The following is a 20246-nucleotide window of genomic DNA, read 5'->3' as shown; positions in this document are numbered from 1 at the left end:
GGTTCACGACCGATATGGCACCTCCCCTGTGGATCGATCCAAACTAAAGCACAGCTGAACCACGCCCGGCATGCGGCAACGCAGCAACAGCCGGCGGATTGCCGCTATCGGCTGCCGGTGTCCAGAACAATCAAAGAGTTGCGAAACATCGCTGAGAGAACGGCGCACGAAGTAGTGACACGATCACGACAACCGCGCGCGGAACGGTTTTGTCCGTCGCGTGCCTGCGGCCGGGGTTGCGACAGGGGTCAGATCCCTTCGCAGAAGGGATCTGACCCCGGGCCATGACCCCGGGCCATGCCCGACGGATTCGATCAGCCGTCCAGCGCCTGCCGCAGCGCGGCCACGGTAGCGGTGGCGGTCTGGCTCCAGTCCGGGTCCAGACCGCGCAGCGCCGGGTTCTGGAACTGCATCGCCGAGCGGCGCAGGCCTTTTGCGGAGGCGTGCAGTTCGGTACAGCCGGTCTGCCGCGCGACGGTTGCGATGTTGCCCGGGGCCAATCCGGCGCCAGCCATCACCGTGATGCGCCCCGCCGCCTGGGTGACCAGGCCCGCCAGCACATCGGCACCGGCCTCGGCGCTGGCCTGCCCGCCCGAGGTCAGCACGCGCTGGCAGCCCAGCCCGATCACCTGCTCCAGCGCCGCCGGCAGATCGCGGGCGGCGTCGAAGGCGCGATGGAAGGTCACCTGCAACGGCCCGGCGGCCTGCACCAGTTCCCGGCACAGCGCCAGGTCGATGCCGCCCTGCACGTCCAGCGCGCCGATCACCACGCCATCGCAACCCAGCGCGCGGCACTGCGCGATGTCACGCAGCATCAGTTCGGTTTCCAGCGCGTCGTAGTGGAAGTCGCCCGGGCGTGGCCGCACCAGCACGAACAGCGGAATCGACAGGCGCTCGCGGGCCATCGCGATGCTGGCGAACGACGGCGTGGTGCCGCCCTCGGCCAGGTTGTCGAACAGTTCGATGCGGTCGGCGCCGCCAGCCTGCGCAGCCAGCGCCGAGGCCAGCGAGTTGCTGGCGATCTCCAGGGTCAGCCGCGTACTCACGCCTGGGTGCTCGTGTAGATCGACGGCGAGTCACGCAGGTCATCCTGGCGCTGCGCATCGCACACCGCATAGACGAAGCCACGATGCAGCGCATAGGCGCCGACCTCGCCCTGCTTGTTCATGGCCAGGAAGCACACCTGCAACGTTCTGCTCGCTTCCGGGCGCTTGCGCACCACGCGGTCGATGGCTTCACGGCAGGCCTGCGCCGGTGAACGCCCCTGGCGCATCAGCTCGACCACCAGGAACGAAGCCGCGTTGCGGATCATCTCTTCACCCACCCCCGAAGCAGTTGCCGCGCCGACGTCGTTGTCGACGTACAGGCCGGCGCCGATGATCGGACTGTCGCCAACGCGACCGTGCAGTTTCCACGCCATGCCGCTGGTGGTGCAGGCACCGGCCAGCTGGCCCTTGGCATCCAGTGCCAGCATGCCGATGGTGTCGTGGTTGTCGCTGTTGCCGGGAATGCCACGGCGCTCGGCATTGATCTGCGGCTGGTACTTCTCGGTCTTCAGCCACTCGCGCCAGGCCGCTTCGGCCTGCGGCGTCAGCAGATGCTTGCGCTCGAACCCCTGCTGCACCGCGAACTGCTGCGCGCCCTCGCCGACCAGCAGCACATGCGGGCTGTTCTCCATCACTTTGCGGGCCACCGACACCGGATGCAGGATGTCCACCAGCGCGGCCACTGCACCACAACGGCCATCGCCGTCCATGATGCTCGCATCCAGGCTCAGCACGCCGTCGCGATCCGGATTGCCGCAATGGCCAACGGTAGGGTTGCACAGCTCGCTCTCGGCCCAGCGTGCGCCCGCCTCCACCGCATCCAGCGCGCTGCCACCCTGCGCCAGCACCTTCCACGCGGCCTGGTTGGCCGGTACGCCGAAGTCCCAGGTGGAGACCACCCGGGCCCCACCCTGCGTGCGCGCCTGCACGCCCGGCAATGCCGCCATGCCTGCGGCCAGTGCACCGGCCTGCAGGAACTGCCTGCGATCCACCATTTTCCCCTCCCAGTCTGCAATGCACGGCCGGCCCGATGCCAACCCTGCCGATCAGTCGTGCGTGGGCTGCCGTGCGGCGTGCCAGACCGCTGCGCCGAGCACGCCCAGCTGGCCATGCTCCACGCGCCACACCGGCACCTGGCGCAGCACCTCGGTCAGCACGCCCTTGTTGAGGAAGCGCTCACGGAAGCGGCCATCGGCCAGGAAATCCTGCACATGCGCGGAAATGCCACCGGCCAGGTACACCGAGCGCGCGCCGACGGCGATCGCCGCGTCGCCGGCCAGGCTGCCCAGCCACGCACAGAAGACCTGCAACGTTTCCACCGCCAGTGCATCCTCACCGCCACGCGCGGCGCCGATCAGCGCCTCCGTACTGTTCCACACCGGGGTGACGCCGCGCAGTTCGCACAGGCACGGATACAGGTTCATCAGGCCGCTGCCGGACAGCACGCGCTCGTTGTCCACGTGCGGCCAACGCTGAAGCAGACGGCCCAGCACCTGCAGTTCCAGCGCGTTGCCGGCGCCCAGCGCGGCATGACCGATCTCGCTGGCCAGCACCGGACGCTCGCCATCAGCGAAACGCAGCGCGGCGCCCAGCCCGGTACCCGCGCCCAGTACCAGCGCCGGGAAGGCCTGCGCCGGATCGGCGTCGCCGTTCAGTGGCACCAGGGTTTCCGGCTGCAGGTAGGGGATGGCCAGCGCCACCGCTTCGAAATCATTGATCAGCTGCAGTTCGTGTAGCCCGGACTGCGCGCGGGTGGCCGACAGCGAGACCGTCCACGGCAGGTTCGAGTTGATCAGCACATCGCCATCCAGCAGGCCAGCGATGGCGACCACCGCGGTCTGCACCGGTTGGCCGAGGCCGGCGGTGAAATCGGCCAGGATCGCGGCCAGGCTGGAATGCTCGGCACAGGCATAGGTACGGTGGCTGCCCAGCAGCGGCGTCTGGCCGGGTCGGGTTTCTGCCAGCGCGAGCCGGGCAAAGGTGCCGCCGACATCGGCGACGACCAGACGGCGCGGAAGACCGCCGCGGGCGGAGTCGGAGGAAACCGTTGACGCTGCTGCGATGGTCACGCTGGCCTGCTTGGATCGATTGAATCGCCCCGATTCTCAGGCATCGGGACGGCTTTGCCTAGCGCGCCGGTGGTTCAGGTGAACCTACATGCCTTCCTGTTCGGCCACCTGCACCCCATCCACCAGCACGCGCAGGCGCTGTGGGCGGAAGCCGGCGAACAACAGCGGCCGGGTGCGCTCGACCAGCACTTCGTGGCCGGCGATGTGGCGCAGCCACGACTGTACCAGCGAGAACGAGAAGTGGGTGCCCGGATGCAGCGGGTGCTGCACCCAGACCTTCTCGGTGGCGCTCTGCAGCAGCATCGCGCCGGTGAACCAGTGGCGGCTGAGGGTCACCGGCGTGGTGCCGGCCATGAAGCGGATATCCATGCGGGGTCCTTTCGCTGGAGCGCTGGTGCGCGGGGGTCAGGGCTGGGCAGTCTGCAGGCTGTAGCTGGTGGTGGCGGTGAACACTGCGCCATCAGGCTGGGTGGAGCGTACCTCGACCTTATGGCTGCCCACTGCAAGATCGGTCGGCAGCGCGCCACGCCACAGGTGCGGCGACGCAGTGGCCTCCGGCGAACGGTCGTAGCCGCGCAGGCTGCTGGCCAGATCATCGGCCACGTTCTCCACCATCAGGCGCGGGTCGGGCTGGCTGACCTGCTTCATCGGCTGCCAGGCGCCGCCATCGACACGGTACTCGACCACGCTCCGATCCTCGCCCATGTAGACGTTGGCGTAGACACCCCACGCCGGGTAGGCCCCCTGGCGCAGCACCTTCGGCGCGTGCAGGCCGATCTGCTCGCTGGCCGGCCTGCCGGCCACGCGGTACTGCAGGCGATAGCTGCCGTTGCCGGCCACGTCGAGCAATGCATAGCCCTTCGGCGTGCCGTCGCTCATGGTGCTGTCCGGCACGCCAGCGGCATTCTTCACGCCCGACCAGAACGCACCGCAGTTGGCACCGACGTTGTATTCGTGCAGTGGCTTGTCGCCGTTCCAGCCCTCGGCCTTGCCGTGGTAGACGTGCTGCTGGGTGTGGCTGTGGCCGCTGAGCACCAGTACGTTGCGGAAGTCCTTCAGCAGGTCGAACAGGCGCTGGCGGTCAGCATGGCGGAAGGTCTCGCGCCCCGGCGCCGCGTCGAACAGCGGGATGTGCATGCCCAGCACCAGCAGGCGGTCCTTGTGCAGGCCCTTCAGGTAGCTGGCGAGGAAGGCGAACTGGTCTTCGCGCAGGCCGCCGATGTACTTCGGCCTGGCCTTGGGGTCGTACACCACGTCGTCCAGGAACACGAAACTGGCGCCGCCCTCTTCCACCGCGTAGGTGTCCGGGCCGTAGATGTTGCGCCAGCTGTCCAGCGAGTGTTCGTCGCTGGCCGCATCGAAGTCGAGGTCATGGTTGCCCGGCACGTGGAACCACGGCACGCCGAGTTCGGTGGTGACCTTGTTGATCGCCGGGTACAGGGTCAGGTCGTCGTTGACGATGTCGCCCAGGGTGGTGCCCATGCGTGCCCTGGTCTGGCCGACCAGTGGCGCCACGATCGACTGCTGGTAGTAGCCGATGTCCTTCAGGCTGGCGGTCTGCGAATCGGTGAATACCAGCATCTGGAAACCACGACGGCTGTCATGCCGATCCGACTGCAGGGCGAAGTCCCAGTTGCGGGTGACGTCGCTGGTCGCGGCGATGCCGCCGTACTTCAGCGCCGGCGAGCCGTTCGGGCGGTAGTGGCGCCAGAACGAAGGCAGGCCGTCCGCCGCCTTCGGGAAGGCGTAGGCATCGGGCTTGATCACGAATACGGTCTGGCCGTCGCGCACCGGCAGGCTGTAGCTGCCGTCAGCGGCAGTCTTGACGATGGTCTCGCCGTTGGAAACCTGCACCCCGGCCAGGCCCGGATCGGTCGCACCGCGGCCGGGCTTGCCGTCACGCTCCAGATAGACCTTGCCGCTGACCACGGTGTCCGCGGCCCAGGCCGGCGAGGTCAGCAACAGGCAGCACAGCCAGGCGGCAGGCAGTTTCATGGGCGGTCCGGGAAAGAAGAAGACCACCTATTGTAGAGCCGAGCCATGCTCGGCTGCATTGCAGAGGTGGGTGCGGACCGTTGGTCCGTACGCCTTCCTCAACGATGGCGTTTTTCCAGCACCGCGCGCGCATCATCCAGCGACAGCCCGCGCGCGCGCAGCAGCACCAGCAGGTGGTACAGCAGGTCCGACGCCTCGCCCAGCAATGCCTCATCATCCTGCGCCACGGCGGCCAATGCGGTCTCCACGCCCTCCTCACCCACCTTCTGCGCGATGCGGCGGATGCCGCCTTCAAACAGGCTGGTGGTGTAGCTGCCGGGAGGGCGCTGCGCGTCACGCATGGCCACCAGCTGGCCCAGCCCACCCAGGAAATCCTTCGGCGCCTGGTCGAAACAGCTCTCGGCACCGGTGTGGCAGGTCGGCCCGGCCGGGCGCGCCATCACCAGCAGCGTATCGGCGTCGCAGTCGACACGGATCGACTGCACCACCAGCACGTTGCCGGACTGCTCGCCCTTGGTCCACAACCGCTGCTTGCTGCGACTGAAAAAGGTCATGTGGCCGATGGCCAGCGTAGCCGCCAGCGATTCGGCGCTGACATAGCCCAGCATCAGCACCTGCAGGGTATCGGCATCCTGCACCACGGCCGGCAGCAGGCCGTCGCCCTTGCCCCAGTCCAGCGCCTGCAGCGCATCCAGCGATGGCCTCACTTCAATAGACATCCCGCACCTCGATCTGCTGTCCGCGCAGGTAGCGCTTCAATTCTGGAATGGCGATGGCGCCGCTGTGGAACACACTGGCCGCCAACGCACCGTCGACGTCGGCCTGGTCGAAGGCGTCGGCGAAGTGCTCCATCGCTCCGGCACCACCGGAGGCAATCAGCGGCACCTGGCACAGCGCCCGCGCCTGCTGCAGCTGCACGACATCGTAGCCACGGCGCACACCGTCGCTGTCCATGCAGTTCAGCACGATCTCACCGGCTCCACGCCGTTGCGCTTCGACGATCCAGTCGAGCGTGCGCAGCGGCACCGCCTGGGTCTTGTCCGGATCGCCGCTGAAACGACGCACCCGCCATTGCCCGTCGGCCTCGCGCACCGAATCGACCCCCACCACAACGCACTGCACGCCGAACTCGTCCGCCAGCTCGGTGATCAGCTCCGGCCGGCCCAGCGCCGGCGAATTGATCGACACCTTGTCGGCACCGGCGAACAGCACGCGGCGCGCGGTTTCCACGCTGTCGATGCCACCGGCCACACAGAACGGAATGTCGATCAGGCGCGCGATGCGCTCGATCCAGGCGACGTCAACCGACCGTGCCTCGGGACTGGCGCCGATGTCATAGAACACCAGCTCGTCCGCGCCCTGGTCGCGATAGCGCTGTGCCAACTCGGCGATGTCGCCCATGTCGACGTGATCGCGGAAGCGCACGCCCTTGACCACGCGGCCATCGCGCACGTCCAGGCACGGAATGATGCGGCGGCTCAACATGCCAACGCCTCGCTCAGGTCCATGCGCTGCTCCAGCAGTGCCTTGCCGAGGATGGCACCGCCGCAGCCGGCGGCACGCGCCTCGGCCACATCGGCCACGTCACGGATGCCACCGGACGCCTGCACCGCCACACCCGGCAACAGCGCCGACAGGTGCTGGTAGAGGCTGATGTTGGGCCCGGCCAGCATGCCGTCGCGGGCGATGTCGGTGCACAGCAGATGGCGCATGCCGGCGCGCGCGTAGCGCCGGGCCAGGTCATCCAGGGTCACCCCGGCGTTCTCGGTCCATCCGTGCACCGGCAGCTGCCATTGCCCCTGGGCGTCTTGTCGCGCGTCCAGCGCAATCGTGATGCGATCGGCGCCGAATTCCTCCAGCCAGCCGACCACTTCATCGGGACGACGCACCGCCAGCGAACCCACCACCACGCGGCCGGCGCCAGCGTCGAGGATGCGCGCCACATCGTCGCGGCCGCGCACGCCACCGCCGGTCTGCACCTGCAGCGGGGTCTGCGCACGAATGGATGCCAACAGCGGCGCCAGCGTGTAGCCACCGGCCCGTGCGGCATCCAGGTCTACCAGATGCATCCACTGCGCGCCCTGCGCGGCGAAGGCCTGCGCGCGCGGCAGAGGGTCATCCCCATAGGAGGTTTCCTGCGCGTAGTCGCCCTGGCGCAGCCGCACCACGCGGCCGTCGCGGATATCCAGCGCGGGGTAGACGATGAAACTCATGCAGCAGTGCCCTCGAGGAAGTTGCGCAGCATCAGCGAGCCGGTCTCGCCGGAGCGCTCGGGATGGAACTGTGCGCCGTAGTAGCGCCCCTGCTCCACCACGGCGGTGAACAGGCCACCGTGGTCGCAGGCAGCGACGGTGTGGGTATTGAGCGGCGCCGCATAGCTGTGCACGAAGTAGGCGCTGGCGCGTTCCGGCACGCCCTGCAGCAACAGCGATTCGCGCAGCGGCAGCAGGCGGTTCCAGCCCATGTGCGGCACGCGGATGCCACAGGCCGGCACCAGCTTGCGTACCACGCCCGGAATCAGCCCCAGTGTCTCTATGCCCGCTTCCTCGGAGCGTTCGAACAGCAGTTGCATGCCAAGGCAGATGCCCATCAACGGCACCTCCAGTCGCTGCAGCGGTTCCACCAGGCCCTGAGCGTGCAGGCGCTGCATGCCGGGACCGGCGGCGCCGACGCCGGGCAGGATCACCCGCCGCGCACCAACCAGGCCGTCCGCATCGCGCACCAGCCGCACCGTCGCGCCCAGGCGCTCCAGTGCGTAGCGCACCGAGCCCAGGTTGGCGCCACCGGCATCGATCAGCGCAACATCGCTCACAACGCCCCCTTGGTACTCGGCAGTGCCGTGCCCTGCCGGGCCAGCGCCGGACGCAGCGCGCGCGCCAGCGCCTTGAAGCAGGCCTCCACCTTGTGGTGATCATTGTCGCCGCGCACCTGCAGGTTGAGGTTCAAACCGCTGGCATCGCACAGCGAACGGAAGAAGTGCGGCACCAGCTCGGTCGGCATATCGCCCACGCGCTCGCGCTTGAACTCGCCCTCGAACACGAAATAGGGACGGCCGCTGAAGTCCAGCGCAGCGCTGGCCAGGGTCTCGTCCATGGGCAGGGTGAAGCCGTAACGGCCAATGCCGCGCTTGTCGCCCAACGCCTCGCGCAGGGCCTGGCCCAGGGCCAGCCCGGTGTCCTCGATGGTGTGGTGCTCGTCGATGTGCAGGTCACCCTCGGCCTGGATGTCCAGCGCGAAGCCGCCGTGCTTGCCGATCTGCTCCAGCATGTGGTCGAAGAACGGCAGGCCGGTGGCAATGCGTGCATCGCCCGCGCGGTCCAGGTCCAGCTCAACGCGGATCTTCGTTTCTTTGGTGCTGCGCTGGACAACGGCGGTGCGCGGCGCGTCGGCCAGCGCATGGGCGATTCCCGGCCAGTCCCACTGCCCACCAAACTGCGCGGTGCGCAGCTGGAAACCACGGATGTTGAGGTTGGCGGCAAACTGCAGGTCGGTGATCCGGTCACCGACCATGCCCGAGCGTGCCCAGTCGATGCTGCGGTCCTGCAGGTAGGCGGTCATCAGGCCGATGCCCGGCTTGCGGGTCGGCGCATTGTCCTGCGGCCAGCTGGAATCGATCAGCACGTCACGGAAGGTGATGCCCTGGCTCTCGAAGATCTGCAGCATCAGGTCGTTGGGGCCATCGAAGCTGGCGCGCGGGTAGCTGTCGCTGCCGAGGCCGTCCTGGTTGGTGACGATCACGAACTGGTAGCCGGCATCACGCAGCTTCAGCAGCGCCGGGATCACCTGCGGCACGAAGCGCAGCTTTTCGTAGGCGTCGATCTGGAAGTCGGACGGCTCCTCGATGAGAGTGCCGTCGCGGTCAATGAACAGGATCGGGGTCATGCTGCGGCCCTCCGCGCCGACAGGGCCGCAAGCACGCGGTCATTCTCTTCGGGGCTGCCGATGCTGATGCGCAGCGCATCACCCAGCTGCGGCGCAGCGCGCTGGTCGCGCACCACCACGCCCGCAGCCAGCAGCGTATCGAACGCGGACTGGGGATCGGCGAAGCGGACCAGCAGGTAGTTGCCGGCCGAGGCATACACCCGGCACACGCCGGGCAGGCCGACCAGGGCTGCACGCAGGCGCTCGCGCTCGGCGATCACCGTGGTCACGCGCTCGGCGGTGCGCGCCAGCGCGGCCGGCTGCAGTGCCTGCACGGCCAGTTCCGCGCACGGCGTCGGCACCGGGTACGGCGCCTGGCAGCGACGCAGCAGGGCAATCAGCTCCGGGGCAGCGATCAGCGTGCCAACGCGGGCGGCCGCGAGCGCGTGCGCCTTCGACAGCGTGCGCAGCACCGCCAGATTGGCGTGCGCGGCCAGCAACGTGGTCGCCGACGGCCGTTGTGCATACTCGACATAGGCCTCGTCCACCACGACCAGCGCCTGCCCGCGCAGCGCAACCGCCACGCGCTCGACCTCATCCAGGGCGATGTCACTGCCGGCCGGGTTCGACGGCGCACACAGGAACACCAGCTTGGCACCCTGCGCCTTGGCCGCGTCGATCACCGCATCCAGATCGGTGCGCAGTCCATCCTCGCTGTCCACCAGCGGCACTTCAATCAAGGCGGCACCCTGCAGGCGTGCGCAGACGGCGTACATGCCAAACACCGGCGGCGTGACCAGCACGCCATCGCGACCCGGCACGCACAGCGCGCGCACCAGCAGATCAATGGCTTCGTCGCTGCCGCGACCGATCAGCAGCTGCTGTGGCGTCACGCCGTACAGCGCCGCCAGTCCCTCGCGCAGCGCGAGCGGCTGCGGCTCCGGATAGCGCCGGCTGCTGCCTGCGGGATCGGCCGCATTGGCCCAGGCCGACTCATTGGCATTCAACCAGACCTCGCCCTGCACCGCCGCGCTGCGTGCCGAGCTGTAGCCGGCGAAGGCCTGCAGGTCCGGGCGCACCAGTGCCAGCACCTCATCGATCGCCGCGCTCATGCCGCCACCTCCATGCGCAACGCAACGGCACGCTCGTGCGCATCCAGGCCTTCGGCACGGGCGATGATGCGCGCGCAGCCGCCGATCGCGGCCAGGCCGGCGGCGCTGGCGCTCTGCACGCTGATCAGGTTCTGGAAGCTGGCAACGCTCACGCCGCTGTAGGCACGCGCGGCACCGGCGGTGGGCAATACGTGGTTGGTGCCGCTGCAGTAGTCACCCAGTGCTTCGGGGGTGTAATCGCCCAGGAACACCGAGCCGGCCGCCTGCACCTTGTCCAGCCATGCGCGCGGATCACGCAGGGCCAGGATCAGGTGCTCTGGTGCATAGCGGTTGCTGATCGCGAACGCCTCGTCCAACGCATCGACCTGCACCAGCCGCGATGCCGACAGTGCCTGGCGCGCGATCTGCTGGCGCGGCAGCAGGGCCACCTGGCGCTCAACCTCGGCTTCGACCGCCGCCAGCATCACGGCGTCGTCGGTCAGCAGCAGCACCTGCGAATCCGGACCGTGCTCGGCCTGCGACAGCAGGTCGGCGGCGACGAACGCCGGATTGGCGCCAGCATCGGCAATCACCAGCACCTCCGAAGGACCGGCAGGCATGTCGATGGCGGCGGCGCCGTCCTGTGCGACCTGCTGCTTGGCTTCGGTAACGAAGCTGTTGCCCGGCCCGAACAGCTTGTCGCAGGCCGGAATGCTGGCCGTGCCATAGGCCATCGCCGCGATCGCCTGCGCGCCGCCCAGCTTGAACACGCGCTGCACGCCGGTCAGGCGGGCGGCTACCAGCACTGCCGGATCGGCACTGCCGTCGGCGCGCGGCGGGGTGCACAGCACCACCTGCGGGCAACCGGCCAGCTGCGCCGGAACGCCCAGCATCAACGCGGTGGACGGCAACGGCGCGCTGCCAGCCGGTACGTACAGGCCCACCCGGCCGATCGGGCGCAGCATGCGTTCGCAGACCACGCCCGGCGCGGTTTCAACTGCATAGCCTTTGCCCATGCCAGCGGCGTGGAAGCGCGCAATGCGTTCGGCGGCGTCCACCATCGCCTGTCGCAGTTCGGCGGGCACGGCGGCTTCGGCAGCGGCGAATTCGGCTTCGGAAACTTCAAACGAGGCCAGCTCGACGCCATCGAAACGCGCCGTAATCGCACGCAGCGCATCGTCGCCCTGTGCACGCACCTGCGCGATCAGGGCCGCTACGGCATCGCGGGTCTGCTGCGCCACGGCCTGCACCGGGCGGGTCAATGCCGCGCTGCGCGCGGCCTCATCAAGCCGGGACCAGATCAGACGGTTCATGCCAGCGATCGCTCCACGCTCAGTACCATCAGGCCCTGCGCGCCCGCGCGCTCGAGTTCTTCCATGCGCTGCCAGCTCAGCGGGCCGGGGCACATGGTCTGCAGGCGCAGCGCGCCACCATCGGCCGGCAGCCGCACCAGCGGCTCGGCATCGGCCAGCAGCTGCGCCAGCGCGTCGACGCGATCTTCGCTGGCACGGAACATCAGCAGCTTGCGGTCCTGGCGCTGCACCACGCCGTCGAGGCGGCGCAGCAGCATCGCGCGCAGCGATGCACGTGCGTCATCCGGCACGCGCATCGCACCAGCCAGCACCGCCTCGCTGTCGAGCAGGTTGTGTACCGGGGTCAACTGGTTGGCACGCAGCGTGGCGCCGCTGGAGACCAGATCGCAGATCAGGTCGGCGGTACCCAGGCGCGGGGCGATTTCCACCGACCCGGACAGCTCGACCACCTGCGCGTCCACGCCCTGCTCCGCCAGCCACTGCTTGAGGATGGCCGGGTAGCTGGTGGCGATGCGGGTGCCGGCCAGCTGCGCCGGACCCTGCCACTGCCATTCCTCGGGCACCGCCAGCATCAGCCGGCACTGGCCGAAGCCCAGCCCGCGCAGCGCCTGGTAGGCGTCCGGCAGGCCGATCTGGCGACGCGCTGCGGCCTGCTCGTCCAGTTCATTGCGACCGACGATGCCGAGGTCGCAGACGCCATCGGCGATCAGGCCGGGGATGTCGTCGTCGCGCACCAACAGCAGGTCCACCGGCAGCGATTCGCCGTAGCAGAACAGCTTGTCGCGGCTTTCGCGCCAGCTCAGACCACAGGCGCTGAGCAGGTTGCGGGCGGGCTCGGCCAGCCGGCCACTCTTCTGGATGGCGATACGCAGCCGGTCTCGTGCCGGCGCTGCCTGGGTTGCACTCATGGGGGAGGTCTCGAAGTTCGGAACGGGGCGCGGATCAGCGCGAAGCAAGGCGGTCGATGGCGGCGGCATAGCCTCGATGGCCATGCTCGAGCGTGCGTGCCACCCGTCCGGTGGTGGTCACGCTGACGCCGGTGCGCTCGTGGATCTCGCGGTACGGCACGCCCTGCTGCAGCAGCGGCACCACCTTCCAGCGGTCGGCCATGGCCTCCAGCTCGGCCGGGGTGCACAGGTCGCGCAGGAAGGCCTCGACCTGCTCCGGCTCGCGCAGCGCGGCAAAGGCCCGGGCCAGGGCTTCCAGGTCGGCCTTCGGGTCTTTGGCGGCAATCTCGAGGCGGGCTTTCACGGGGTCGGGTCCATGCATCAATGTAATAGCGCGTTAGTACATTAGCGCATTCTTGCGCAGTGCGTCAAATCGGAGCCTCCAGGGGTCAGATCCGTTTTCCAAAGGAAAACGGATCTGACCCCTGGACCGGATGCCGGAAATGCAGAACGCCCACCAAAGGGCGGGCGTTCTGCTTTCAAATCAACAACCTGGCTCGACTCAGGGCAGGCAACGCACCTCCGCCTGCAGCGTCCCGCGCCGCGGGCACTCCCCGAACAGGCTGCCCTGCCGGCTCGGCAGGGACTGGATGTTCTGCAACGCCCCTGCACCCGCCGGGCACGTCCGCGAGGCCAGGGCCCGCAGGTCGCCCTCAAGCTGCGCGCGGTCGATCACGTGACAGCGATCAACCTGCAGCCGGTACTGCGCCGGGCCCAGCCGATCACTGCGCAGCACCGGGTCACTCTGGCAGCCCGCCAACAGGAGCACGGTGAGTACCCCTGCGACGGCCGGCTTCACACCATCGCCCTGGACTGCTCCAGCTCCACCAGCAGGGTGCTGGCCAGCTCGTCGCGCGACACTTCGAACTGCTGTTCACGCAGCAGGTCCTTCACCGCCACCACGCCGCGCGCGAGCTCGTCTTCACCGGCCAGCACCACGAAGCGGATGCCGGCCTTGGCCGCGTACTGGAACTGCTTGCCGATCTTCTTCGGCTCCATCTGCACTTCGGTATTGATGCCACCGGCGCGCAGGCGGCGCGCGATGTCCAGCGACTGCGGCATGCCCTGCTCGTCCATCAGCGCCACCAGCGCCTGCACGCTGCTGGCTTCGATGCCGTCGATCAGGCCCGCCTCGCGCAGCTGCCAGAACAGGCGCGACAGGCCGATGGAGATACCCACGCCCGGCAGCTTCGACTTGCTGTAGTGGCTGGCCAGGTCTTCGTAACGGCCGCCCGAACAGATCGAGCCGATCTGCGGGTGGTCGGTCAGCGTGGTCTCGTAGACGGTGCCGGTGTAATAGTCCAGGCCGCGCGCAATGGAGAAGTTCAGGCAGTATGCGGTTTCCGGCACGCCCAGCGCCTGCACCAGCTGCAGCACTTCGCGCAGTTCGGCGACGCCGGTACGCAGGATCTCCGAAGAACCGGCGCCGGCTTCCAGCGTGGCCAGCTGCGCCAGCGCATCGGCATGGCCCTGCGAACGCACAGCGACGAAGGCCAGGATCTTCTCGACCTGTTCTGCCGGGATGTTGAAGCCCTCGCCCACCAGCGTCTCGCGAACGTAATCGGCGCCACGCTTGTCCAGCTTGTCCACTTCGCGCAGCACCGCCAGCTGGCGCTCGCCTTCCGCCACGCCCAGGCTCTCGAAGAAGCCGCGCATCAGCTTGCGGTTGTTCAGCTGGATGCTGAAGTCACCGATGCGCAGTTCCGAGAACACCGCATGGATGACCGCCAGCACTTCAGCGTCGTACCGCACGCTCAGGCTGTCCTTGCCGATCACGTCGATGTCGCACTGGTAGAACTCGCGGAAACGACCGCGCTGGGCACGCTCGCCGCGGTACACGCGCTGCATCTGGTAACGGCGGAACGGGAAGGTCAGTTCGTGTTCGTGCTCGGCCACGTAGCGTGCCAGCGGCACGGTCAGGTCGAAGCGCAGCGCCATTTCCGGCAGCGAACGGTCGCCCGACTCGGCCGCGTTGGCCAGCGCGCCGGTGGACTGCACGAAATACACCTGGCGCTCGGTCTCACCACCGGACTTGGTCAGCAGCACGTCGGACAGCTCGAACACCGGCGTCTCCACCGGCAGGAACCCGAAGCGCTCGTAGTTGCGGCGGATGACGTCCAGCATGCGCTGGAACGCAATCTGCTCGCGCGGCAGCAGCTCAAGGGTGCCGGGCGGGGTACGGGGCTTGATCACGGGCGGAACTCCTGCTGGAACGGGACGTGGGAGGGGGCAACATTCTAGCGCCCCCGCCTCCGGCAGGGTCGAACGGCCGCTTGAAGTATCATAAGGCCCTCCCCGCCCGCGATACGCCCCCCGCAACATGTCACGGCCTTCCGGCGCTCCGCCCGCCACCAACGATCCCGCCTCGCCGTCCTGCACCACGCTGGACTGCCTGCACTGCTCGGTTCGGCACCTTGCGGTGTGCTCGGCGCTGTCGCCAGACGAAGTGCAGGCGCTGGAACAGGTCACCGTCTCGCAGCAGGTCAGCATGGGCAGCACGCTGGCCCGCACCGGCGAAGAGCGCGACCATGTCTATACATTGACCGCCGGCGCACTGCGCCTGGTGCGCACCCTGGCCGACGGCCGGCGCCAGATCAACGGTTTCGTGCTGCCCGGCGACTACCTGGGCCTGAGCGGCAGCGACCACCATCGCTACGACATCGAGGCCATCGCCGACAGCCGCGTGTGCCGTGTCGCGCTGCCACAGATGAAGGCCCTGCGCAGCCGCTTCCCGCACCTGGAGCGCAAGCTGCTGCAGCGCGCCTGCCAGGAACTGGATGCCGCACAGGATGCTGCGCTGGCGCTGGCACGCCTGCAGCCGGCCGAGAAGCTGGCCGATTTCCTGCTGCGCCTGGCCGCGCGCGAGGCCAAGCTGGGGGGCGACGGCCTGCGCGTGTCGCTGCCGATGGGCCGCGGCGATATCGCCGACCATCTGGGCCTGACCATGGAAACGGTCAGCCGCACCTTCACCAAGCTGCGCCAGCAGGGGCTGATCGCCCTGCCCCACCTGAACGTGGTGGAGATCCTCGACGAGGATGGTCTGCGCACGCTGGCCGGTGAAGGGTTGATCTGACCGCATCGCGGTTGGTTGGGTTGCCGGCCAGCGGCCGGCACTACCGGACGGATGCAACACGGGTAGTGCCGGCCGCTGGCCGGCAACCGCCTCCATCTGCGATCAACGCAGCAACACCTCGCGCAAGGCCGCGTAATCTGCCGCCAATGGTTCGGCGTGCGCTGGTCGCTGCAGCAAGGCATCCAGCGCAGGTGGCACCGCCACCGTTTCGCCGATCAGCGGCTCGACCACAGCCTCGAACTTGGCTGGATGCGCCGTAGCCACCACCGCCCAGTCGCCCTTGGCACCGCGCGCGCGCAGATCCTGCAGCACCTTCACCGCCGTCGCCGTGTGCGGGCAGAACAGCTCGCCGCGGCTGGCATGCGCTGCGGCAATCGTCGCGCGGATGGTCACGTCATCCACCGCGAACGCGCGGAAAGCTGCACGCAGCTCCGCGTCGTCGCCGTGGTAGAGCCAGCGCAGTCGCTCGAAGTTGCTCGGCGCACCCACGTCCATTGCATTGGCCACCGTCGCCACACTGGCCTGCGGCTGGTAGTCGCCACCATTGAAGTACGCCGGCAGCACGGCATTGGCATTGGTGGCCAGCACGATCTGGCCGATCGGCACGCCCAGCGCGCGCGCCAGCACGGCCGCCATCGCGTTGCCCAGATTGCCGGTCGGCACCACCAGGTTGAGCCGGCGACGATGCGCGGCGTAGTGGGTCAACGCTGCATGCGCGTAGTAGCTCATCTGCGGCAGCAGTCGGCCCAGGCTGATGCTGTTGGCCGAGCTCACCGGCACCTGCGCCTGCAGTTCGCGGTCGGCCAGCGCCTGCTTGACCATCGCCTGGCAATCGTCGAATGCGCCCGTCACGCGCAGGGTCTGGATGTTGTCGCCGAAACAACCGAGCTGATGCGCCTGGCGCGGAGACACGCGACCCTCCGGATACAGCACCACCACGCGCACGCCCGGCTGGCGATGGAAGGCCGCCGCAACGGCGGCACCCGTATCGCCGGACGTGGCGACGACGATCGTCAGATCGCGATCCTTGCCGCCCTGCAGCCGCGACAGCGTACCGGCCAGGAAGCGCGCGCCGATATCCTTGAATGCCGCCGTCGGCCCATGGAACAGCTCCAGCACATGGTCACTCTCGCCGAGCGCACGCAGCGGCACCGGGAAGTCGAACGCTTCGCGGCAGATCCCCGGAAGCGCAGTCTCAAGTGCATCGCCCGCAAAGAACGGTGCCAGCAGATCGGCGGCGGTATCGGCCAGGGTCGCCCCGGCCTGCAGCTCGCGCGCGGCCGGCAGACGCGCGGGAACATACAGCCCGCCATCGGGCGCCAATCCGGCGGCGATCGCGGCGCTGAGGCCAACGGCGGGAGACTGGCCGCGGGTCGAAACAAATTGCATGGGATCGTTATCCAGAGAAGGGGAAGGATTCAGCACAGCCGGGCTCCCGGCGCATCCAGCGGCGATACCCAGGCGTCACTGTCGAAGCCGGCCGCAGCGAACGCTGCCTGCACCGGCGCCACGGCGGCACGGGCCTGGTCGGCATCCTCGAACCAGGCGAACACACTGGGTCCGGCACCGGAGATGCCCGCGCCCATTGCATGGGCCGACAGCGCTGCATCACGGGCGGCCTCGAAGCCGGCAATCAATCCGGCCCGTCGCGGTTCGACCAGCACGTCGCGCAGTCCCGCGCGTACCAGCGTCGCATCACTGCGATGGCAACCACTGAGCACCAGCGCGAGGTTCGCGCTCTGGGCCACGAACTCGCCCAGCGCATAGCTGCCCTGCAGGGCCTGGCGGGCACGGCGCGTTTCCAGCACCGCGTGCGGATGCACCAGCAGGCTGTGCCAGCTGGCAGGCACCGGGACCGGCAACAGGCGATCGGCCGTACACAGCGCCAGGCCACCCAGCAGCAGCGGGCCGACGTTGTCACCGTGACGGCCACCACTGGCCACCGCCTCACCATCCAGCGCGTAGGGGTACAGCGCCTCGCGCGGCAACGGGGCCTGCAGCAGCGCATTGGCGGCGACCAGCGCCGCGACACTCGACGCTGCCGAACCGCCCATGCCGGAACCGAACGGAATGCCCTTGTCGATCTCCACCGCGAATCCGAAATCCAGGCCCAGCCCTTCGCGCAGCGACATCAGCGCAGCCCCGGCGGTGTTGCCGGCGGCGTCCAGTGGCAGCGCGACAGCACTGCCACGGATCGCATCGATCCGCACCGCCGGCTCGTCGATGCGGCGCACGCTCACGGTATCGCCGATACCGGCAATGGCATGGCCGAGAATGTCGAAGCCCACTGCCACGTTGGCCACCGAGGCAGGCGCGAACGCACGTGCGATCACAGCCGCGCTCCTTCACCGGCGGCGACCCGCAGCAGGTCCGCGAACACACCCGCTGCCGTCACCTCCGGACCCGCACCCGGCCCCTGCACCACCAACGGGTTGTCGCAGTAGCGACGGGTGCGGAACTGCACCACGTTGTCGGTCAGCCGCAGGTTGGCGAAGGCATGATCGGCCGGCAGTTCCTGCAGCCCCACCGAGGCGCCGTCGGCACCCAGCCGTGCCACATAGCGCAGCACCGCACCACGCGCCCGCGCATCCTGCAGGCGTTGCAGCAGGATGGCGTCGGACTCGCCCAGCCGCGCCATGAAGTCATCCACGCTGCCCTCGCGCAGCAGCGCCGGCACCAGGCTTTCCACTTCCACCTGCTCAAGACTGAGCGGGTGGCCGGCTTCGCGGGCCAGGATCACCAGCTTGCGCGCCACGTCCACGCCCGAAAGATCGTCACGCGGGTCCGGCTCGGTGTAGCCCATCGACCGCGCCTGCGCGACCAGCTGCGAGAACGGCTGGCTGCCATCGAAGCGGTTGAACAGCCAGGCCAGCGTGCCGGAGAAGATGCCTTCGATGGCCAGCACCTCGTCACCGGTATCGACCAGGTCACGCAGCGTGGTGATCACCGGCAGGCCCGCGCCCACCGTGGCCTCGTAGCGGAAACGCGCACCACTGGCCGCCGCCGCGGCGCGGATGCGCTGGTAGCGCGGCAGCGGCCCGGCGCCGGCCTGTTTGTTCGGGGTGACCACGTGGATGCCGGCTGCCAGCCAGCCCTCATAGCGCTCGGCCACCTCGGCACTGCCACTGCAGTCGATCACCACCGCATGCGGCAGGTGCGCGGCCAGCAGGTGTTCGGTGAAGCGATCCAGATCGCTGGGCTCACCCGCCTGCTGAAGGGCTTCGCGCCAGTCGGCATGCAGCCCATCCGCATCCAGCCGCATGCGCGAACGCGAGGCCAGTGCGCGCAGGCGCAGGTCGACATTGGCCTTGGCCAGCAACTGCGGGCGCGCGGCCAGCAGCTGGTCCAGCAGCGCGGCACCGACGTTGCCAGGCCCGATCACACCCACCGCGAAGGTCTGCGGCGACAGCCAGAAGCCAGCATGCGCGGCGCGCAGGGCGCGGGTGGCATCAGCACTGTCCACCGCCACCGAAATGTTGCGCTCGGACGAGCCCTGCGCGATTGCCAGGATGTTCACCTGTGCGCGGCCCAGCGCCTCGAACAGGCGTGCCGCCACGCCGGGTTGACCGGCCATGCCGTCGCCCACCGCCGCCAGAACGCTGACGCCCTCGCTGACCTGCACGCGCTGCACCTGGCCCACCGACAGCTCATGCGCAAACGCATGCATCAGCGCCTCGCGGCCACGTGCAGCTTCGGCGGCGCGCACCACGCAGCAGATCGAATGTTCCGACGAACCCTGCGAGATCATCACCACCGACACCTGCGCCTGGCGCAGGGCAGCGAATACGCGCTCTGCAGTGCCTGGCACGCCGATCAGGCCGGTGCCTTCCAGGTTCAACAGGGCCAGGCCCGGGCTCAGGGTCAGGCCCTTTACCGGCCCACGCGGCGAGCGCTCGGCACTGATGCGCGTACCCGGATGCGCCGGTTGGAACGTATTGCGGATGAAGATCGGCAGGCCCAGGCGGATCGCCGGCGACATCGTCTGCGGGTGCACCACTTTGGCGCCGAAGTAGGCCAGTTCGCAGGCCTCGTCGTAGCTGAGCGATTCGAGCTGCACGGCTTCGGGTACCAGCCGCGGGTCGGCTGACAGCACGCCGTCGACGTCGGTCCAGATGTGCAGTTCATCGGCATTGAACAGCGCGGCGAAGATCGCGCCGGAGTAGTCACTGCCGTTGCGGCCCAGGGTGGTGATGCGGTCATCACGGTCACGCGCGACGAAACCGGTGGCGACCAGGCGCGGCTGCGGATGCTGCAGGCGCCATTGCGCGAGGCGGTCGGCGCTGGCTTCCCAGTCGACATCGACGCCCAGCTCGCCATGCCCGACCACCAGCACGTCGCGCGCATCGAGCACCGCACAGTCTTCGCCCAAGGCACGCAGGTGGGTGCCAAGCAGCTGCGCGGAGAACACTTCGCCCAGGCCCTGCACGCGGTCCAGCACCTCGCGCGGCAGCTCGCCGATCACCGCCAGCGCCGCCAGCACTTCGGCCAGCTGATCGAAGCGGGCGTCGATCCATTCGACCGTCTCGCCGACCTGCTCGCCCAGCAGCGCCACGGCGGCGCCACGGTGGCGCGCGCGCAGGGCATGCCAGGCCTCGCGCCAACCCTGGTCACCCTTTGCCGCCAGCTGCGCCAGATCGATCAGCGCGTCGGTGACCCCCTTCATCGCCGAGACGACAGTGACCTGCAGCGACTCAGGACGGGCCAGCAGCAGGCCGGCAACATGGCGATAGCGTTCGGCATCGGCCACCGAGGTGCCGCCGAACTTGTGCACGACAGTGGACGGTGCAGCCAGATCGGCCGGGGCAACGGGATGGGCGGGGGCGTGGGAAGACATGCAGACCTCGTTAGGAG

Annotated in this window: 20 protein-coding genes; 1 reads left to right on the top strand and 19 read right to left on the bottom strand. The window is 68.8% G+C overall.

Going from position 1 to position 20246, the window contains the following annotated elements; all coding sequences use genetic code 11:
• Positions 1-314 precede the first annotated feature (314 nt).
• The 16 genes from VG566_RS14185 to hisS all read right to left on the bottom strand — a co-directional run bounded on the left by VG566_RS14185 (position 315) and on the right by hisS (position 14515).
• Complete coding sequence (locus VG566_RS14185) at positions 315-1046, bottom strand: copper homeostasis protein CutC (RefSeq protein WP_164167546.1); 732 nt, start codon at positions 1044-1046, stop codon at positions 315-317.
• Positions 1043-2041 carry a N(4)-(beta-N-acetylglucosaminyl)-L-asparaginase gene (locus VG566_RS14180; protein ID WP_041863371.1) on the bottom strand — a complete coding sequence of 333 codons (999 nt, stop codon included), beginning with the start codon at positions 2039-2041 and terminating at the stop codon, positions 1043-1045. The genes VG566_RS14185 and VG566_RS14180 overlap by 4 nt, the downstream gene beginning before the upstream one ends.
• Positions 2042-2092: 51 nt before the next feature.
• Positions 2093-3115 (bottom strand): glucokinase, encoded by a 1023-nt coding sequence (locus VG566_RS14175; RefSeq protein WP_032957988.1) that lies wholly within the window; start codon positions 3113-3115, stop codon positions 2093-2095.
• An 84-nt stretch (positions 3116-3199) separates the two neighbouring features.
• On the bottom strand, positions 3200-3484 hold the full coding sequence (locus VG566_RS14170; protein ID WP_005409434.1) for a hypothetical protein: 285 nt from the start codon (positions 3482-3484) through the stop codon (positions 3200-3202).
• Positions 3485-3520: 36 nt separating this feature from the next.
• Positions 3521-5110 (bottom strand): calcineurin-like phosphoesterase C-terminal domain-containing protein, encoded by a 1590-nt coding sequence (locus VG566_RS14165; protein WP_032957989.1) that lies wholly within the window; start codon positions 5108-5110, stop codon positions 3521-3523.
• 98 nt (positions 5111-5208) lie between these two features.
• Entirely contained in the window at positions 5209-5829 is a 621-nt protein-coding gene (gene hisIE / locus VG566_RS14160; RefSeq protein ID WP_014646954.1) for a bifunctional phosphoribosyl-AMP cyclohydrolase/phosphoribosyl-ATP diphosphatase HisIE, read from the bottom strand.
• Positions 5819-6595: an imidazole glycerol phosphate synthase subunit HisF gene (gene hisF / locus VG566_RS14155; RefSeq protein ID WP_014646953.1), complete on the bottom strand. Its 777-nt coding sequence runs from the start codon at positions 6593-6595 to the stop codon at positions 5819-5821. The genes hisIE and hisF overlap by 11 nt, the downstream gene beginning before the upstream one ends.
• Positions 6589-7323 carry a 1-(5-phosphoribosyl)-5-[(5-phosphoribosylamino)methylideneamino]imidazole-4-carboxamide isomerase gene (gene hisA, locus VG566_RS14150; protein WP_014646952.1) on the bottom strand — a complete coding sequence of 245 codons (735 nt, stop codon included), beginning with the start codon at positions 7321-7323 and terminating at the stop codon, positions 6589-6591. Before hisA ends, hisF begins: the two co-directional genes overlap by 7 nt.
• Entirely contained in the window at positions 7320-7922 is a 603-nt protein-coding gene (gene hisH, locus VG566_RS14145) for an imidazole glycerol phosphate synthase subunit HisH (protein WP_241883818.1), read from the bottom strand. The genes hisA and hisH overlap by 4 nt, the downstream gene beginning before the upstream one ends.
• Entirely contained in the window at positions 7919-8992 is a 1074-nt protein-coding gene (gene hisB / locus VG566_RS14140) for a bifunctional histidinol-phosphatase/imidazoleglycerol-phosphate dehydratase HisB (RefSeq protein ID WP_197561170.1), read from the bottom strand. The genes hisH and hisB overlap by 4 nt, the downstream gene beginning before the upstream one ends.
• A complete protein-coding gene (gene hisC / locus VG566_RS14135; protein WP_049440829.1) occupies positions 8989-10083 on the bottom strand; it encodes a histidinol-phosphate transaminase in 1095 nt (364 codons plus the stop codon). The genes hisB and hisC overlap by 4 nt, the downstream gene beginning before the upstream one ends.
• Positions 10080-11375 (bottom strand): histidinol dehydrogenase, encoded by a 1296-nt coding sequence (gene hisD / locus VG566_RS14130; RefSeq protein ID WP_032957995.1) that lies wholly within the window; start codon positions 11373-11375, stop codon positions 10080-10082. Before hisD ends, hisC begins: the two co-directional genes overlap by 4 nt.
• Positions 11372-12283 carry an ATP phosphoribosyltransferase gene (gene hisG / locus VG566_RS14125; RefSeq protein WP_032957997.1) on the bottom strand — a complete coding sequence of 304 codons (912 nt, stop codon included), beginning with the start codon at positions 12281-12283 and terminating at the stop codon, positions 11372-11374. The genes hisD and hisG overlap by 4 nt, the downstream gene beginning before the upstream one ends.
• Positions 12284-12317: 34 nt before the next feature.
• Positions 12318-12644, bottom strand: a complete 327-nt coding sequence (locus VG566_RS14120; protein WP_241883817.1) for a YerC/YecD family TrpR-related protein — start codon at positions 12642-12644, stop codon at positions 12318-12320.
• 180 nt (positions 12645-12824) lie between these two features.
• Positions 12825-13091 (bottom strand): hypothetical protein, encoded by a 267-nt coding sequence (locus tag VG566_RS14115; RefSeq protein WP_229767322.1) that lies wholly within the window; start codon positions 13089-13091, stop codon positions 12825-12827.
• A 26-nt stretch (positions 13092-13117) separates the two neighbouring features.
• Entirely contained in the window at positions 13118-14515 is a 1398-nt protein-coding gene (hisS, locus tag VG566_RS14110; protein ID WP_100449943.1) for a histidine--tRNA ligase, read from the bottom strand.
• A 127-nt stretch (positions 14516-14642) separates the two neighbouring features.
• Here hisS and VG566_RS14105 point away from each other — a divergent pair, with 127 nt between their 5' ends.
• Positions 14643-15395, top strand: a complete 753-nt coding sequence (locus VG566_RS14105; RefSeq protein ID WP_010482595.1) for a Crp/Fnr family transcriptional regulator — start codon at positions 14643-14645, stop codon at positions 15393-15395.
• Between the two features lie 102 nt (positions 15396-15497).
• Here VG566_RS14105 and thrC read toward each other — a convergent pair whose 3' ends face one another.
• From thrC to thrA, 3 genes are read right to left on the bottom strand one after another with little or no spacing between them, the layout of a single operon-like run.
• Positions 15498-16784, bottom strand: a complete 1287-nt coding sequence (gene thrC, locus VG566_RS14100; RefSeq protein WP_241883816.1) for a threonine synthase — start codon at positions 16782-16784, stop codon at positions 15498-15500.
• Between the two features lie 29 nt (positions 16785-16813).
• Entirely contained in the window at positions 16814-17728 is a 915-nt protein-coding gene (locus VG566_RS14095) for a homoserine kinase (protein WP_049406512.1), read from the bottom strand.
• Entirely contained in the window at positions 17725-20229 is a 2505-nt protein-coding gene (gene thrA, locus VG566_RS14090; protein WP_241883815.1) for a bifunctional aspartate kinase/homoserine dehydrogenase I, read from the bottom strand. Before thrA ends, VG566_RS14095 begins: the two co-directional genes overlap by 4 nt.
• Between the last annotated feature and the right edge of the window lie 17 nt (positions 20230-20246).

This window comes from Stenotrophomonas sp. CASM114, assembly GCF_049384325.1.
Classification (GTDB): domain Bacteria; phylum Pseudomonadota; class Gammaproteobacteria; order Xanthomonadales; family Xanthomonadaceae; genus Stenotrophomonas; species Stenotrophomonas muris.
This window is presented reverse-complemented; position numbering and strand designations above follow the sequence as displayed.

What these genes read in the sequence shown, in the direction of transcription:
- VG566_RS14120 (WP_241883817.1), bottom strand. Translation starts at nt 12,644, where the DNA reads ATGCATGGACCCGACCCCGTGAAAGCCCGCCTCGAGATTGCCGCCAAA.
- hisIE (WP_014646954.1), bottom strand. Translation starts at nt 5,829, where the DNA reads ATGTCTATTGAAGTGAGGCCATCGCTGGATGCGCTGCAGGCGCTGGAC.
- hisG (WP_032957997.1), bottom strand. Translation starts at nt 12,283, where the DNA reads ATGAGTGCAACCCAGGCAGCGCCGGCACGAGACCGGCTGCGTATCGCC.
- hisD (WP_032957995.1), bottom strand. Translation starts at nt 11,375, where the DNA reads ATGAACCGTCTGATCTGGTCCCGGCTTGATGAGGCCGCGCGCAGCGCG.
- hisA (WP_014646952.1), bottom strand. Translation starts at nt 7,323, where the DNA reads ATGAGTTTCATCGTCTACCCCGCGCTGGATATCCGCGACGGCCGCGTG.
- thrC (WP_241883816.1), bottom strand. Translation starts at nt 16,784, where the DNA reads ATGCAATTTGTTTCGACCCGCGGCCAGTCTCCCGCCGTTGGCCTCAGC.
- hisB (WP_197561170.1), bottom strand. Translation starts at nt 8,992, where the DNA reads ATGACCCCGATCCTGTTCATTGACCGCGACGGCACTCTCATCGAGGAG.
- hisC (WP_049440829.1), bottom strand. Translation starts at nt 10,083, where the DNA reads ATGAGCGCGGCGATCGATGAGGTGCTGGCACTGGTGCGCCCGGACCTG.
- VG566_RS14165 (WP_032957989.1), bottom strand. Translation starts at nt 5,110, where the DNA reads ATGAAACTGCCTGCCGCCTGGCTGTGCTGCCTGTTGCTGACCTCGCCG.
- VG566_RS14170 (WP_005409434.1), bottom strand. Translation starts at nt 3,484, where the DNA reads ATGGATATCCGCTTCATGGCCGGCACCACGCCGGTGACCCTCAGCCGC.
- VG566_RS14105 (WP_010482595.1), top strand. Translation starts at nt 14,643, where the DNA reads ATGTCACGGCCTTCCGGCGCTCCGCCCGCCACCAACGATCCCGCCTCG.
- thrA (WP_241883815.1), bottom strand. Translation starts at nt 20,229, where the DNA reads ATGTCTTCCCACGCCCCCGCCCATCCCGTTGCCCCGGCCGATCTGGCT.
- hisF (WP_014646953.1), bottom strand. Translation starts at nt 6,595, where the DNA reads ATGTTGAGCCGCCGCATCATTCCGTGCCTGGACGTGCGCGATGGCCGC.
- VG566_RS14180 (WP_041863371.1), bottom strand. Translation starts at nt 2,041, where the DNA reads ATGGTGGATCGCAGGCAGTTCCTGCAGGCCGGTGCACTGGCCGCAGGC.